The 16,542-nt window shown below is 40.5% G+C and carries 14 protein-coding genes; 3 read left to right on the top strand and 11 right to left on the bottom strand.

Annotated features, from left to right (window positions below):
- Positions 1–485: 485 nt before the first annotated feature.
- On the bottom strand, positions 486–1,982 hold the full coding sequence (locus Q8M41_RS12115; RefSeq protein ID WP_305365541.1) for an ATP-binding cassette domain-containing protein: 1,497 nt from the start codon (positions 1,980–1,982) through the stop codon (positions 486–488).
- A 153-nt stretch (positions 1,983–2,135) separates the two neighbouring features.
- On the opposite strand from Q8M41_RS12115, the gene Q8M41_RS12110 reads away from it, so the two are divergent.
- Both Q8M41_RS12110 and Q8M41_RS12105 read left to right on the top strand, forming a co-directional pair.
- Positions 2,136–2,501, top strand: a complete 366-nt coding sequence (locus tag Q8M41_RS12110; protein ID WP_305365540.1) for a BlaI/MecI/CopY family transcriptional regulator — start codon at positions 2,136–2,138, stop codon at positions 2,499–2,501.
- The gene (locus Q8M41_RS12105) at positions 2,498–4,036 is read left to right on the top strand and encodes a M56 family metallopeptidase (protein WP_305365539.1); all 1,539 of its coding nucleotides are present in this window, start codon (positions 2,498–2,500) and stop codon (positions 4,034–4,036) included. The genes Q8M41_RS12110 and Q8M41_RS12105 overlap by 4 nt, the downstream gene beginning before the upstream one ends.
- A 119-nt stretch (positions 4,037–4,155) precedes the next feature.
- On the opposite strand, the gene Q8M41_RS12100 is transcribed toward Q8M41_RS12105, so the two are convergent.
- From Q8M41_RS12100 to proB, 4 genes are all read right to left on the bottom strand, one after another.
- Positions 4,156–4,545 (bottom strand): DUF3037 domain-containing protein, encoded by a 390-nt coding sequence (locus Q8M41_RS12100; protein ID WP_305365538.1) that lies wholly within the window; start codon positions 4,543–4,545, stop codon positions 4,156–4,158.
- Entirely contained in the window at positions 4,523–5,308 is a 786-nt protein-coding gene (locus tag Q8M41_RS12095) for a HipA family kinase (protein ID WP_305365537.1), read from the bottom strand. Before Q8M41_RS12095 ends, Q8M41_RS12100 begins: the two co-directional genes overlap by 23 nt.
- 295 nt (positions 5,309–5,603) lie before the next feature.
- Entirely contained in the window at positions 5,604–6,851 is a 1,248-nt protein-coding gene (locus Q8M41_RS12090) for a glutamate-5-semialdehyde dehydrogenase (protein ID WP_305365536.1), read from the bottom strand.
- Positions 6,852–6,860: 9 nt separating this feature from the next.
- Positions 6,861–7,895, bottom strand: a complete 1,035-nt coding sequence (gene proB / locus Q8M41_RS12085; RefSeq protein ID WP_305365535.1) for a glutamate 5-kinase — start codon at positions 7,893–7,895, stop codon at positions 6,861–6,863.
- A 530-nt stretch (positions 7,896–8,425) separates the two neighbouring features.
- On the opposite strand from proB, the gene Q8M41_RS12080 reads away from it, so the two are divergent.
- On the top strand, positions 8,426–8,749 hold the full coding sequence (locus tag Q8M41_RS12080; RefSeq protein WP_305365534.1) for a GIY-YIG nuclease family protein: 324 nt from the start codon (positions 8,426–8,428) through the stop codon (positions 8,747–8,749).
- 289 nt (positions 8,750–9,038) lie between these two features.
- On the opposite strand, the gene Q8M41_RS12075 is transcribed toward Q8M41_RS12080, so the two are convergent.
- The 6 genes from Q8M41_RS12075 to Q8M41_RS12050 all read right to left on the bottom strand — a co-directional run.
- Positions 9,039–9,911 (bottom strand): carbohydrate kinase, encoded by an 873-nt coding sequence (locus Q8M41_RS12075; protein ID WP_305365533.1) that lies wholly within the window; start codon positions 9,909–9,911, stop codon positions 9,039–9,041.
- A gap of 1,150 nt (positions 9,912–11,061) precedes the next feature.
- The gene (gene mazG / locus Q8M41_RS12070) at positions 11,062–11,871 is read right to left on the bottom strand and encodes a nucleoside triphosphate pyrophosphohydrolase (protein ID WP_305365532.1); all 810 of its coding nucleotides are present in this window, start codon (positions 11,869–11,871) and stop codon (positions 11,062–11,064) included.
- A gap of 289 nt (positions 11,872–12,160) precedes the next feature.
- Complete coding sequence (gene mnmD / locus Q8M41_RS12065) at positions 12,161–12,838, bottom strand: tRNA (5-methylaminomethyl-2-thiouridine)(34)-methyltransferase MnmD (protein WP_305365531.1); 678 nt, start codon at positions 12,836–12,838, stop codon at positions 12,161–12,163.
- 24 nt (positions 12,839–12,862) lie between these two features.
- Positions 12,863–13,360, bottom strand: coding sequence for a rhodanese-like domain-containing protein (locus tag Q8M41_RS12060; RefSeq protein WP_305365530.1), 498 nt, complete (start codon positions 13,358–13,360; stop codon positions 12,863–12,865).
- 162 nt (positions 13,361–13,522) lie between these two features.
- A complete protein-coding gene (locus Q8M41_RS12055; RefSeq protein WP_305365529.1) occupies positions 13,523–14,476 on the bottom strand; it encodes a CvpA family protein in 954 nt (317 codons plus the stop codon).
- Between the two features lie 80 nt (positions 14,477–14,556).
- Positions 14,557–16,542: M13 family metallopeptidase (locus tag Q8M41_RS12050; RefSeq protein ID WP_305365528.1), on the bottom strand; the 1,986-nt coding region annotated here is incomplete at its 5' end.

Genomic DNA, 16,542 nt, shown 5'->3' with positions numbered 1-16,542 from the left:
AGGTAAATTCGTAAGTCTTAACTTTCCGACTTGCGAAATCACCTGGGTGTTTAGAAATTCGATTTCGTCTTCGCATACCAGAAAAGTGACTGACGAATTTAACCGGTATGACGCCCAGGTAAATTCGTAAGTCTTAACTTTCCGACTTGCGAAATCACCTGGGTGTTTAGAAATTCGATTTCGTCTTCGCATACCAGAAAAGTGACTGACGAATTTAACCGGTATGACGCCCAGGTAAATTCGTAAGTCTTAACGATCCGACTTGCGAAATCACATAGGCGTTTGGAAAGTAGATTTCGTCAGTCGCATGCTATCAGGGGTGACTGACGAATTTAACCGGTATGACGCCTAAGTAAATTCGTAAGTCTTAACTTTCCGACTTGCGAAATCACATAGGCGTTTAGAAAGTCGATTTCGTCAGTCGCAAACTTAGATTGGCGACTGACGAATTTAACCGGTATGACGCCTAAGTAAATTCGTAAGTCTTAAACCACTCTTCCCTGCTCCAGTTTTAAGGAATGTGTAATACATTCAGGCATTTCATTTTGATAATGGCTGACATAAATAAGACTCAGATTACTGATTGAGCAGATCTCATCTATCAGATTTTTAAACTGATCCTGCTGTTCAAAATCGAGTCCGAGGCAGGGTTCATCAAGAATCAACAGAACGGGATTTTTGACCATTGCCCTGGCCAGCATACAAATCCTTTGAACACTAACCGGAACATTACGAAACATCCTACCGGCATATTCTTCTACCCTTAGCAGTTTCATCCAGCGCATTGAAGTTTCAGCTTTCGATTTACTTGAGACACGAAACAAACCCAGTGTATCATCAAATCCCGATTCAATGACCTGGAGGCAAGTATTTCCAGTTGGGAAATACTGAAATAATTCAGGTGAAACATAGCCAATCTTCTTTTTTATTTCCCAGATACTTTCGCCAGTCCCTTTGCGCTGATCGAACAGTGTGATCTTATTGGCAAATGCCTGTGGATTATCCCCGTTGATCAGGCTTAATAAAGTTGATTTCCCGGCCCCATTATGTCCGATCAGCATCCAGTGCTCCCCCTGCTTCATTTGCCAGTTTACCTGATCAAGAATCAGTTTATCACCATACCTGATGCTGACATTTTCCATCCCGATAATTGTTTGATAAAGAGGCCATTGTGCCTGCGAAAGTAGTTCCTTCAATTCATCCCGATTAATCTTGTCTGCTGTACTTAGATATAGATTCTCCGGATTAAACTGATCTGAGGGAACCTTACTAATTATTTTACCCTGATCAAGAACCGCAACATGGCTTATAGCCTCTGGTATTTCTGAAGGAGTGGTAGCCATGATGATATTGATTCCCGAGTCAGAAATTTCGCGGATAAGCTCATTGAAATCCTGACGGGCGGCCACATCGAGTCCATTCAAAGGATTATCGAGTAATAATAATAATGGATTGCTGATCAATGCCGATGCAATCAGCAGGCGCTTGGTTTCTCCATTGGACAGTTTAATCAGTTGTTTGTCCAGCAGGTGCAGAAGCTTCAGTCGCTCGGTGACCCTTTTGAAAGTCCAGAAACCAGACAGTTGAACAATTTTTATCGTAGAAAGATAATTTGCGACCGTATCTGCATCTTCAGAATCACAGGAATTAAATCGCTGCTGATAATAAAAGTCGCTGGTATTCGAAAGATTACGAAACTCATGCCGGGCAGATACCTGAGTCATCAGTTTATACCTGTTAAAAAAGGGATCATCCTGATCATATTCGGCAATATAGCTGTCAAAATAAGGATAATTAGCTTCCCCTCGCGCCATAGAGGCCTTACCAATGATAAAATCCAGAAGAGTGCTCTTCCCTGATCCGCTTTTACCCACTAAAGCCCAGTTTTGGCCTTTTTCGAAATCAAAATTAAGTCCTTCGAAAACAAGAGAATTATATTGGCGAATGCTTACGTTACGAAATGAGATAAGGAGATTATTCACAGAAAAACTATATAGCCTGACAGGTCTCAAAACTATTGTTTTCGGCTTAAAGAACAAAGGAAGATTTATCTGCTTTTGAGCATATAAAATTTCCTAAGCAATTAATTTGCAATTACGAAAAGTTCGTAGTAAGTTTACGAAAAGTTCGTAGATATGGAAAAGCTAACAGCAAATGAGGAAGAAGCAATGCAGGTAATCTGGAACCTAAACAGCGGGACTATTAAAGATTTTCTGAACGACCTCCCTGAGCCTAAACCACCCTACACTACCCTTGCCTCAACCGTGAAGAATCTGGAGAAGAAAGAATTCATCTCAGCAAAGAAGATAGGAAACACTTATTTGTATGCTCCAAAAATCAAGGAAGAGGAATATAAGAAGAAGTTTATGGGTGAGTTTGTAAGTGATTATTTCAGCAATTCTTACAAAGAATTGGTAAGCTTTTTTGCGACACAGGAAAAGATCAGTACAGATGAATTAAAAGAGATCATTGAAATGATTGAGAAGGGAAGGAAGTCATGATGCCCGAACTCATCATTTACCTGCTCAAAGTGAACTTATCGATTTTACTTTTCTATTTCGGCTACCGGCTTTTTTTGAAACAATTTACCTTTTATTCACTAAACCGGATCTATCTGTTGCTAGGCTTGATTTATTCGAGCCTTTATCCTCTGATAAATATCGCGGATCTGTTTAAAAGTAGTCCCGAAATCAAACAGCAGATCAGTAATTTAAGCCCCGATTGGCAGTATTCAGCCACTTATGTAAACAGCACATCCCCAGATCCGGTCAGTATATACTGGCAAGTAGTTATCCTAATATTCTGGACCGGTGTAATCCTTATGCTGGCCCGACTGATCATTCAATTGATCTCCCTTTTAATCCTGCACAGAAAATCTGAATCTGCAATTTCAGGCAATTACAGTTTCAGAATAGTCAGTAAAAAGGTAAATCCATTTTCATTCTGGAAAACCATTTACCTTAATCCAGAATATCATGAGCAAAAAGAACTTCAATCAATTTTAGAACATGAACAAGTGCATGTCAGGCAATTACACAGCCTTGATGTTTTGTTCGCAGAAATATGTACTATTTTCTGTTGGTTTAATCCGGGGGTGTGGCTGATAAAAGATGCCATACAAGCGAACCTCGAATTCATAACCGACTTACAGGTACTTAATTCGGGCATTGACAGCAAGGAATACCAATATGCATTGTTAAAGATTAATGTTCTGCCGCAGAATGCATTACCCGTAAATAATTTTCATTTACTAACCATAAAAAAAAGAATAGCCATGATGAACAAGAGACAATCAAATCAAATTAAAAAAGGGATTTATATCCTGCTCCTGCCAGCCATCATGTGCCTGGTACTAATCGTTTCAAATTCTAAGGCTGCATTAAACGGCTGCCAATTGGGTAGTGTCATCGCCAATCTCCCTCAGATGCCAAAGATCATCGGTATAAACAGCGAATTGACAGCAGAAGGCATAAAATCATCAGAAAGTGTAGTTATTCAAAACAAAAATCAACTGATCATAAATTCAGAAGTATCAATTCCGGCAGATACCACTAAAACTAAAACCGTTCTTGTTAAGTTCAGCGCAATCAGTGACAGTTTGAATACAGGTCATAAAAAGCCACTATATGTAATTGACGGGATAGCAAATTCCAATCCTGCGACGTTAAATCCAGAAAACATCGCTAAAATAACCGTTCTTAAAGGTACTGCCGGCACTGTTCAGTATGGTGCGTCGGGAATTAACGGGGTCATAGAAATCACTACCAAAACTTCCGGAAAGTCAGCTTTACCTGATGCCCAACCAAGTACTACCATAAGTCTAAGGCAGGTACAAAGCGAAAAAGTATCCCTCGGTGGTTTAAATAACAATGAACTGATCCTTCTCAATGGAAATGAGGTAGAAAAATCAGCATTAAACGACCTTTCAGTGATGTCAATTGCTGCTATAGAGGTATTCAAAGGCGAAAAAGCATTAAACAAATTCGGTGAAAAAGGCCGTAATGGAGTGATTGTAATTACAACGAAACCGGAGTAATTGATATAATATTATTCAACAAGCCTATAGATGCAAACACGTGCCACAGGTGCGTGTCTGCTCAGGCATGGAATTCTCAACCCAATAGCTATCAGGTATCAACTCTCAATTATCAACTGTCAACTAATTAGTACCATTTCTTCAAACAATCTTTCCAGCGTTTCTGCAGCGTCTTCGCAAAAACCAGGATGAACTTTTGATGTTTGTAAAACGGTACTTCGGGTTGCGGTCAGCCATCTGAAACGGGAAGCCTGGTCGAGTTTAGCTATTGGACCTGCCTCCTTTTTTCCCTTACTGATCTGACAGAATGCATTCAGGTTTTCTTCAATTTCTAAAAGATCGGTTCCCGGAGAAAAGGCCTTCAACCTTTCCTTATCCAGCCAGAATTTTGCCTGCAGAAATTTTTGAGCGGAGCAATAAAGGATGAGCCCCACATTCAAAAATTCCTCGCGCTCCACCCTCGGTACAAGGCGGATGACGGCATACTCAAATAAGTATTTCTCTTGCATTCAGGGCTTCGTTTACAAAAATTTCTGATTTATTAATACGCCTTTCGAGAAAGCTGATATAGGCATTACGATGTTCTTCGGTACTCTGAAAAGCAGTGTCTTCAAGCCATTCATCCGGAATCAGGGAAACAATTTCTTTGATCCGCTCAGCACTAAGCAAAGTTTTGAATTGTTCATCAACAAACCTGAGCTCATTTGCATGAGCTAGTAAAACATGATCTTTTATCAGGGTAAATGGCTTCTCAGCCTGCTCTTCCCAGTTCTGCCAGGAGTGATGAAAATAAAGCGAAGCCCCATGATCAATCAGCCATAATTCTTTATGCCAGATGAGCATATTGGTGTTCCGGCAGGTGCGGTCCATATTCATCAGCAAAGCATCCAGCCAGACAATCTTAGAGGCTAAGTGATCATCAATACTATTCACCGCAGGATCATAAGTAATTGATCCTGAAAGATAATGCAAACCCAGATTCAGTCCGACACTAAACTTAAGCAAGTCCTGAATCTCCTCATCCGCCTCAGTACGGCCAAAAGCCTCATCCAGTGTAGCAAATACAAGTTCAGGGACATTAAAACCCAAAGTTCGGGCAATCTCTCCGCCAATAAGCTCAGCGATCAAAGCCCTCGGACCCTGTCCTGCACCACGAAACTTGATCACATACAAAAACCCGTCATCCGCCTCAGCGATCGCAGGCATAGATCCTCCTTCCCGAAGCGGGGTAACATAACGGGTAACATTTACTGTTCGGAGTGTAGTTTGCATTTGTTGGTTGCTGGTTGTTACCCGATAGCTATCGGATTGGTTGGTGATTTACTAGTTCATTTTAAAATTCCACTTCAAAACCTTATCTGTCATCCCGACGCAGGAGGGACCTTAGCCCCTATAGACCTCTATTTTCGCTGCAAAATTCCTACTCACCCATTGTGAAGTTCCTGATCCGCCCAGGGCGGATCAGGATGACATCCTGCTTAAATTAAATTAATAATAGTAGCAAATTTCTTTGCTCAATGTCAACCCGATAGCCATCAGGTGTCAATTATCAATTGTCAACTATCCACTATCTCACCTGTCCATTCCCCCTCACAATCCATTTTTCAGTTACCAGTTTCTCTAAAGCAAAAGGACCGCGAGCATGCAGTTTTTGTGTAGAAATACCGATCTCTGCTCCAAGACCAAACACTCCCCCATCCGTAAAGCGGGTAGAAGCATTGGTATAAACAGCTGCAGCATCCACTTCATTCAGGAAACGCTCACAGTATTCCATATTGCTCGAAACTATCGCTTCGGAATGTTTGGATGAAAATTTCCGGATATGCTTCACAGCCTCATCAAAATTCTCCACTGTTTTTACTGAGCATTTAAAATCAAGAAACTCACGTCCAAAATCTTCTTCAACAGCTTCTTTGAGGTATGGATAATCCAGACCTTTCAAAATCAGGTAGGATTCAGGATCTGCAAAAATTTCAACCTGATAAGCTTCCAGTTTTGGTGCCAGTAATTTGAGTAAGGACTCAAGAATCTCCCGGTCGGCAATGACTGTGTCCAGTGAATTGCAGACTGATGGACGTGTAACTTTAGCATTAGTCACAATATTTGCTGCACTCTCCAGATTAGCAGATGCCTCTACATAGGTATGACAAACCCCTGCTCCTGTCTCGATCACCGGAACCGAAGCATGTTCACGTACATAATCTATCAGTTGCTGTGAGCCCCGTGGGATTAAAATATCTACATATTTTGTCGCTGTGAGCAGTTCAGGCATAAATTTCCGGTCGGCCGGAAGCAATTGCACAACGCTAACATCCAGATCAAAACCTGCAAGCACCTCCTGTATCAAGGCTACCAGATAGGTATTGGTGCAAAAAGCATCGGTACCACCCCTGAGAAGGCATACATTTCCCGATTGAATGCATAAAGCAGCTACGTCGACAGTCACATTTGGTCTCGACTCATAAATAACGCCAACAACACCTAGGGGGACAGTAATTTTCTGTACTAAGAGGCCGTTATCCAGAATCTTTTCAGAAAGAAGACGATTACTCGGATCAGGAAGCGCTGCAATATCCTCCACACTTTTTGCCAGATCTTCTATCCTTGCAGCCGTAAGTAAAAGCCGGTCTTTTTTAGGATCTGTGTCTGGCATCCGGTCGAGATCCAGTTGATTTTCAGTAAGAATGGTCACTATATTGGCCCTGAGTTTTGCAGCCAGTGCTCTGAGTATATCTTCCTTCTTGTCATCACTTAAGAGCTTGACCGCTATCGTTGCCTCTGAGGCTTGTTCAAGAAGAGATTGTATCGATTCCATGATTAAAAATTACAATAAAACAATATTATCGGCATGCGCCACTTCCAGGTTCTTAACTTTGATATCACTGCCAAGCATTGCCGAATCGATTTTTGATTTAGCTACTGCCACCACATTATTCTCCTCATCGAGAATTTCAATAATCTCGCCGTTCTCAAAATCATTCAGCACCGCTTTAATTCCTACCGCCAGCAGACTATGCCGCTTTTGCAATGCCTTACAGGCACCTGAATCGATTTGAATACGGCCCCGCACGAGGCTTCCGCTGGCCAGCCATTTTTTACGGGCCGGCAAAGTGCTTTTCTGCGGGAGACATAAAGTACCGGTTTTCCCATCAAGGGCCTTCAGAATTCCATCTTTAGTTCTGATGCCAAAAATCACCACCCGGATACCCATTTGATTGGCTAAGCGGGCAAAATTTAGCTTGGAGGTCATGCCACCCAACCCCGATGCCGATTTCTCTTTATTTGCAAGTAAAAGAACCTTCTTATCCGAAGTGTCCAGCTCAGGAATCACCTGTCCGGAACTGTCGAGGACTCCCGGCACCGAGGTACTGAAGAGTATCTGAGAAGCGCCAAATCCGGCGGCAATCAAAGTTGCCAGTTCATCGTTATCCGAGAATTTCAGCTCCAGATTACTGACCACATCATTCTCATTCGCAATCGGAATTATATCACTGTTCCATAACTCTTCGTAGGTCCGCTTGAGCTGCAGAAACTGATCGCGGTTTGAAAAGTGATGCCTCTCGCATAAACTTTGAGCGATGGCAATGCCATGTGGCGAAAAATATTTAGCGTAAGTATTCAATAAAAGCGGATTCCCAATCGAAGCTGCAGCTTTCTTCTCATTCAATGTGCCGCCGTAATTCTTCAGGAATTTTTTGCCCGCAGCAACAGCTCCTGATGAAACAATCACAAGATTATAGTCTTTATGGATCATTGCCACCTGACGGGCAATTTCTCCGATCACGATCTCATCTAACTCACCCTTAGGGGTAGTGATTGATGCCGTGCCGAATTTTAGTACGAGTATAGCTTTTACCAATGTAAATGTTGTATGGAGCGAATTTAAGAAAATTGTAGATTTTACCTTGTAAGTATTATGATATAGGACGCCGGGAAGGATTGCTTCGTCGTGCCTCCTCGCAATGACAAAAAACCATGAAACGCGATATAACTTACCGTTCCCTAAATGGAATCAGATATTTAATGCAAATAATAGAAATAGACTTTAATTTAACTTTTATTGTGATTTGTTATTGCGAGCGTGCCCCCCTGTCATTGCGAGCGTAGCGAAGCAATCTCCTCACTAATATTACTAATCGTCATAAGATTGCTTCGTCGTACCTCCTCGCAATGACAAACAACCATAAAACGCGGAATTAGTAACCATTCCCTAAATTGAATGTGATATTTATTTCAAATGATAGAAATAGACTTTAATTTAACTGTCATTGCGCTTTGTCATTGCGAGCGCAGCGATTTGTCATTGCGAGCACAACGATTTGTCATTGCGAGCGCAGCGAAGCAATCTCATTCAAAACACTAGAATTGATTAATTACAACTTCTCTTTTATGAAAGATCATAATTACTTCGTTTACATGATAAGTAATACACATAATACCGTGATTTATACAGGAGTAACCAATAACCTCGAGAGGAGAATGTTAGAACATAAATCAAAACATAATTCAGGTTTTTCCACAAAATACAATTGTAATAAACTGGTCTATTTTGAAGAATTTCAGTGGATTGAAGAAGCAATTGCGAGAGAAAAGCAAATTAAAGGTGGATCACGTTTAAAAAAAATGAATCTCATAAATTCTATGAATCCTGGTTGGGTTGACCTGAGTATTGATTGGTTTACTGACAATGATATTTCTTCGTACAATAATTGAAATTATAGATTATCGAGTATGCGATTAATCGATCATTTATAGGGTTTTGTCATTTCAAGCACAGCGTTTTGTCACTACGAACTGAGCGTTTTGTCGTTGCGAGCGCAGCGATTTGTCATTGCGAGCGCAGCGAAGCAATCTCCTCATAATAATACCACTAATCGTCATAAGATTGCTTCGTCGTGCCTCCTCGCAATGACAGTCAATCAATAATAATAACCACTGAATAATTATAGAGGGTTTGTAAATTAACGGGGAACTTAAATCTTAAAGATTGATAACCGTACGTTTAAAATGCCTGCTTTAAATTCTCAATATGCTCAAATAAAAATGGAGGATTTGCCCCTTTTTGAGATGCAACCCAGGCCCCTAAAAGGCAGGCAAATTCCAGGGCTTCCTTCAATGGCTTATCTCTACTATAATTATGGATAAATCCGGCAAGAAAAGCATCCCCGGCCCCGACTGTATCTTTAGTATCCACTGTAAACCCACTCTGATAAATTTCTTTATCTGCTGTCTTTAGAAATGCACCTTCAGAGCCCCGGGTTATACAAAGTATTTTGAGTGAATATTTTTTGAAAACAAGGTCTGCTGCCAATTCTAAATCCTCAGAATCCATGCCATGCCATGCCGAAATTTGAAAAAGCTCCTCAAGATTCATTTTAACCAGATCTGATTTATTGAGCAATTGTTCAATAATGGACTGATCAACAAATGGAGGTCGGAAATTAACATCAAAGACCTTGATTGCTCCGCTATCTAATAAAGAGATCAGTGTTTCGAAAGAGGTTTTATTGCGGCATGAAAGACTCCCATAAACCAGAACATCAAATTCCGGAAGTTTCTCAATTTGATGAATATAGTCCCATGCCGAAGGAAAAACGATTTCATAACTGGCGTCTTTCATTTCAGAGAGATGCACATTGACTTGCCCTGTTGGATAATTGCTCTGCTGAACATATTTAGTTGACAGTCCATTTTCATCAAGGTATTCAAGCAAATTTGCTCCCAATTTATCCTTTCCGCAACTGCTTAAGATAAAAACATCAGATCCCAGTTTCTTTAATCCGATAGCCACATTCATTGGCGCTCCCCCTGGCACTGCTCCATCAGGAAAAATATCCCATAACATCTCACCATAACAGAGGACTTTATTCTTCATTCCAGGATTCGGTGCATATATTAATCTAACAAATAAAAATATTTATACTGAATATAGCAGATAATCTTTAAAATCTACGGTGTATATTTTTGGTAGGAGGCTGCCTGCCGGAACGACATCAAAACTAATTGGTGAATCGTATGTTAAAATTTCATACCGCTCATAGCCGCGGAGGCCTATTTACTTTTTCCTTGATGAAAAAGTAACCAAAAAATCAAGACAAAACGAAGCTCCCACTACCAGAGGCCATACTCCCGGCCCGCCGTTTTGTCTTCCCCGCGCTCGGAAAATCCTGCTTCATTTAAATTAATTTCTCCATATCGAGATTCGAAGATTACTAAGATTAACGTTAGAGGTTTAGGAATATTCATCCATCAACGGCTGCGTACAGGGCTATGAAAGTCAGTGCTAGGGCAATTTTGAATTTACCGCCCTGTCCAATGCCGCAAAAAAAGCATATGAATGTTATTGCAAAGTCAATACGCCTAGGATCCAGCTAATTACCCCAATGTTTTTATTAAACGCCACGCTAGCAGCCCCCATTAATAAGCTTTCTTCCTCCGCCCAGAGCGGATGGTGCGGCAAAATTGTCCAGGCCTAAGCAGAAACCTTCAAAGCATCAGGCGCAGCGGCGGCATTTTGGTCCTTTTCTGCTGCAGGAAAAGGACTAGGCCCCGCGGCCATGAGCGGGCTAAATATCCTATAATTTGGAATTGTTCGTCAAAATCAAAAAAGTAAAAAATAATTCAAGACATACTAGTTTGTATTTAATATGAAATCAAATCTTAAATAGTGACATTGGGCTATAGGGAATTGAATATGCTAAAATGGCTCTCGTTAAGACGCAAATAGCAACATATCATCATATGCTTAGGTGATATATTACGCGTCTTAGCAAGAGTAAAACATTTGAGAAATCTAAAAGGCTTAATTTATAAGCCTCTATAACATGTCATGAGTAGGAGGCCCGCTTGGCCGGACGGCCAGGCACGATGAAGCAATCTAATGATTGTAGGAGATTGCTTCTCAGCCTAGGGCTGATCGCAATAACAAGAGACTGTGCTCCCGATGACAAGAGGCTGCGTTGGCAATGACAAAATACTTGTCATTGCTTCTTGAGAATGGTCCCAATTTATTTTCTCGAGAAGGCTTATTTTTGAGTTTTGGCTTCATTCCAGAAAATATCCATTTCAGATAAAGTCATGTCTTTCAGACTTTTGCCAAGCTCTTTTGCCTTGCTTTCAAGATATTGAAAACGCTTTATAAACTTCTTATTTGTTTTTTCGAGAGCATCTTCCGGGTTGATATCGATGAAACGAGCGTAGTTTATTAAAGAAAACATCAGATCGCCGAATTCCCCTTCAGCCTTCTCTTTATCAATGGCTGTATTATCATCGGTGTTAAATTCATCCCTGAATTCCCTCAATTCTTCTTCCACCTTATCCCATACCTGAGCCTTTTCTTCCCAGTCGAAACCAACGCCTCTTGCTTTTTCCTGAATTCTTGAAGCTTTGATCAGGGCCGGCAATGAAGCAGGGACCCCTTCGAGCACTGATTTATTTCCCTCTTTTAATTTCAGTTGCTCCCAATTGCGTTTTACATCAGCTTCATCATTAACCTGCACATCGCTGTAAATATGCGGATGCCTGTGGATCAGTTTATCACAGATGCCGTTCATGACATCAGTAATATTAAAATCATTAGTTTCAGAAGCGATGCGTGTGTAAAACACGAGATGAAGCATAATATCACCCAGTTCTTTTCTGATCTCGTTCATGTCCCCTTCAAGGATAGCATCAGAAAGTTCGTAGGTCTCTTCAATCGTGAGATGCCTGAGTGTTTCCATCGTTTGCTTCTTATCCCAGGGGCATTGCTCACGAAGGGTATCCATGATTGTTAACAAACGTTCAAAGGATTTTGCAGGTGTATCGGCAGAAGGGGGGATCGGATTAGCGGACATTTATTGGGATTGATCTTGCAAAAATAGGATTTTGATCTTGTTATTTTGGTGTAGAAATTTCTGATTAAACTGTACATTCCCCTTATCATGTTTTTTCGGTTGAATCATCCTAATCACAAGAATCATAGTTCAGACTGGATATTAAACTTTTGTAAAAGATTGAAGAATTGACAATATCTTATTGAAAAGGAAAAACAGGTAACTGATCTGCAACAAAGAGTCAAAAAGCTGGAAAGTAAATAGCAAATACTTAAATCCTTCAAGCAAATGAATTGAATGAAATAAATTATCATCTCAATTTTACCGCCCTTAACATCTCACGTTTCCCGGCTGCACCCGGTGCTTTTTCAATTTCAAACCCCAAACTTTTCATCGTTCTTTTCAGATCTCCTGTTATCGCGTAAGTCACAAATACCCCACCCGGTTTTAGAAATTTGCAAATATGACTCAGGGATTCTGCATTCCACATTTCCGGCTGATGGACAGCTGCGAATGCATCATAGTAAATGACATCAAAGAGCTCTGCAGAGTTGAAATCGAGCAATTTTGTATGTTCTATTTGAAGTGTACAGGAGGTAAAAATTTGTACTTCAGACTTTTGTGATTCTTCGTATTGCCTTGTAAATGAATCCCAAAGATCAGGCGGGATATAGTTTTCATAACCGGTATTCCTGATTATATCCTGATTGAGGGGGTAGGCTTCAATGCCGGTATAGTTGAGTTGAATTTTGTTAGCTGAACAAAAATCCGCAGTAATCAAAAAGTTAAGTCCGGTGCCAAAACCAACTTCCAGAATTTTCACTTTTTTTATTCCGCTTTTTTCAAGGAAATATCGCAGACCTGTATTCAGGAAAACATGTTTGCTTTCCTGTAAGGCACCGTGACGGGAGTGATAATGCTCCCCAACTTCTTCATTAAAAAGGGTTTTAGAGCCGTCGGAAGTGAGTGCAAAGCTTAAATGATCCATGCCGGGTTTTGTAGGAATCACAGATTAATTGACTTTGGTGCCGCGTTCAGCCCAGCGATCCCAGTTTTTGTTATAGGTATGAATTTCGGCGGTTTGTACTCCGTTTTGTTTATAGACAGGATTGCCCTGGTTAACCCATTCAAAAATGCCTCCATAGAGATTCAGGACGTTTTTATAACCTGCATCGATCAATTTTTCACCGATTTTCTCACTTCGTATTCCCACTGAGCAATAAACAACGATTGTTGAATTTACCGGGATATCATATACCTTTCGCATATCGAACCAGAAATTTCCGACATGCCGTGCATTTTTAATGTGACTGACCTTAAATTCATCTTCTTCCCGGGTGTCAAGGATGTGGAGATTATATTTATCAATGGTACTGAATTCATCAATTGTGATGAGTGGCACAGTATTCTGGTAGAGACTATCCAGTACTTGTTTGTATTCCGGGTTTTTTATCTGCGCGACTAACTGGCTGCTTAATAAACAAAAAAAAGCGAAAAAATACCTATGCATAGACAGTGTTTAATTGGTTTATGGATGATCCTGAAACTATAACAATAATATGGCCAATTTGTTATGTGAATTTATAATAAAATCAATTTCCGTACTTGGATTTGATATGCTTCAAATTTAAAAAAAGAGACTGGGATTTGACTCTGATTTTGCTTTTAAGTGTTAGTTTCTGAATAACTGAGTGATCATTAGACCATTATATCCTCCATCCAGAATTCCTATACCAACTCTACCGAATGCCTTATGCTCTATGTTAGCACGATGGGTAGGGGATTCCATTAATCCATAATGTGCAAGGCTCAGATTTTGAGCCAAAGCAAGGTTTTCTCCTGCGATTCTGAACTGAATTCCCTCTCGCCTGATTCTGTCGAAAGGGCTATTCCCTTCAGGATTATAATGAGAAAAATATCCTCTTCGGAACATATCTTTTGAATGTTTTCTGGCTACTGCGGCCAGTTCTTCATCAAAATACAAGACTGGTAGCCCCAGTTTTTCTCTTTCCTTATTAATCATATCAAGCATTCTAAGCTCCAACTCTCTTCTTAACCGGGGCTCCAGCACTTTAAATGGTAATGGGATAATTTCTTTCCCATTTGGAAAAATGGTAAGACTTCTGCCAAATTTATTTTTGAGATCATTTAGGGTATTATTTACCCGTTCTCCAGCCCAGCTTGGTTTTTGTGATAATGTGTTCGCAATAATGCTTTTTTGGGCTTCTTTTGTGGCATCGCCTACAGGGTAGAGCAGAAAGAAAAGGGAAAGTAATAGGGCATACAATACACCAGAGAACAATCCCGGGATTATTCCTCCAAGCTTATTAAACCGATGTTCATTTTTTGATTCCGGTATATTTCCAATGATTCCGTCGCAGGTAGCAAATATCATCCTGCTGGATATGGTCAGGATCAGGACAAAACTCAGAGGTCTCAATAAGTGTATCGAAATGTCAAACAGTTTTTCAAGAGCCGTAGCAAGGAATTCTGAAAACAGCAGGGCAACAATGAGGCTACCCAGCCAGATAAAAATTTCTGTCACAGAAACCAGAAATCCTTTATGCCAGCCTCGCCATACTGCCAGTAAGATGATGCTAATTAATATCAGGTCGATATAGTTCATTTATGCGACAGAAAAAGCCCTTTGTTCGAAAATACAAACAAAGGGCTATAAATCTAATTAACAATATTATTAATATGGTACTACCATATTCTGAGTCGATCCTCTGGTTTTTTGTATAGTTTATCACCAGGTTTTACATCAAAAGCTTTATACCATGCATCCATATTTACCGGTGCACCAATAGTACGGTATGGGCCGGGAGAATGAGTATCTGTAACGATTAACTGTGCAGCGGTTTCGTTTAAAATATTACCTTTCCATACCTGCGCCCATGAAAGGAAGAAACGCTGATCGGGGGTGAAACCATCAATTTTAACATTACTTTGTCCTTGTTTGGTCATTTTGAAGGCTTCATAAGCTGCATTCAGACCACCCAGGTCACCAATATTCTCACCAAGTGTTAGCTTCCCATTCACGTGAATGGTATCAAGTACTGTATAGGCATCAAATTGTTCCTGCAGGGCAGTTGCTTTAACTTTGAACCTGCTTCTATCTTCCTCAGTCCACCAATTGCGCAAAGTGCCGTCTTTATCGTACTGGCTTCCTGAATCATCAAAGCCATGGGATATTTCATGCCCGATAACTGCTCCAATGCCACCATAGTTTACCGCGTCATCGGCATTTGCATCAAAGAAAGGGAATTGGAGGATACCAGCAGGAAATACAATTTCGTTATTTACCGGGTTGTAATAGGCATTTACTGTAGGTGCAGTCATAGCCCAGCGTGTTTTATCAACAGGTTTGCCCAATTGTTTCAGCATTTCAGAATAACTCCAGGAACCTGCATTTCTGACATTGTCAAAAAATGTTTCTCTGTTAATTTCCAATCCCTCGTAATTTTTCCATTTGTCGGGGTAAGCAATCTTTGGAGTAAACGCATAAAGTTTATCAAGGGCCTTTTGTTTGGTCACATCTGTCATCCAATCCAGATTTTTTATCCTGATCTCATATGCTTTTACCAAATTGTTTACCAGCTCCTGCATCCTTGCTTTTGCTTCTGGCTTGAAGTGTTTTTTTACATAGATCTGTCCGAGTAGGTCGCCAACAGAGCCATCTGTTAAAGAGGACATGCGTTGCCAGCGTGGAGTTTGTACTTTCTGACCTGTCAGAGTTTGTGTAAATGCAAAGCTGGCATCAACAAAATCAGAACTTAGGTATGGTGCTGAACTTTTAAGAACATTCCATTTCATGTAGGTTTTGAGATCATCAAGTGGTGTTGAACCTAGCAATGAATTCAGTTCAGTAAAGAATTTTGGAGAGTTCACTAACACAGTATCCTGTCCGGTAACCTTCATTAATGGGAGTAAAGTCTCCCAGTTAAGGTTAGGTGTTGTTTTGCTGAGTTCTGCAATGGCAAACTTATTATATGTTTTATATGGATCGCGCATCTCCAAACGGCTCATTTGGGCGGCTGCCAACGTCTTCTCCATAGAAAAAATGATATCTGCATTTTTTTCAGCCTCAGCATGGCTTGAACCTGTAAGGGTAAAAAGTTTGGAAACATACTTTTTATAGGATTCCTGAATTTGCAGACTTCTTGGATCGTTCTTCAAATAATAGTCGCGATCGGGTAGGGTAGTTCCTCCCTGAAAAAGCTGCGGGACGATATTTTTAACATATTTTCTATCCTGTCCGACAAAAAACCCAAAAAATGGAGAACCGGCTCCGGATGTCCTCATTGCAGCGGCATGATTGATAAGGCCATTAAGATCTGATAGCTGAGCCACTTTTTCGAGGTCAGTAAGGATTGGACTATATCCCAGTTTTTCAATGGTCACACTATCCATACCCGCCGCATAAAAATCACCGACACGCTTTTCTATGGAGCCGGGAGCCGCACTTTTATTATCAGCAGATTCAGCGAGGATGGTCTTCACTGCACTAATGTTACAGTCGCGAAGCAAATTAAAACTTCCCCATCTGGTTTCTTTGGCAGGTACAGGATTGTTTTTTATCCAGGTACCGCTGGCATAATTATAGAAATCATCACCAGGTTTTTTGCTCAAATCCATACTTTCCTTGTCGATGAATGAAAGCTTTTTAACTGGTTTTGAATCATGTTGTGC

It is taken from the genome of Daejeonella sp. (assembly GCF_030684675.1).
Lineage (GTDB): Bacteria > Bacteroidota > Bacteroidia > Sphingobacteriales > Sphingobacteriaceae > Daejeonella.
The sequence above is the reverse complement of the archived record's forward strand: the minus strand, read 5'-3'. Positions and strand labels throughout refer to the sequence as shown.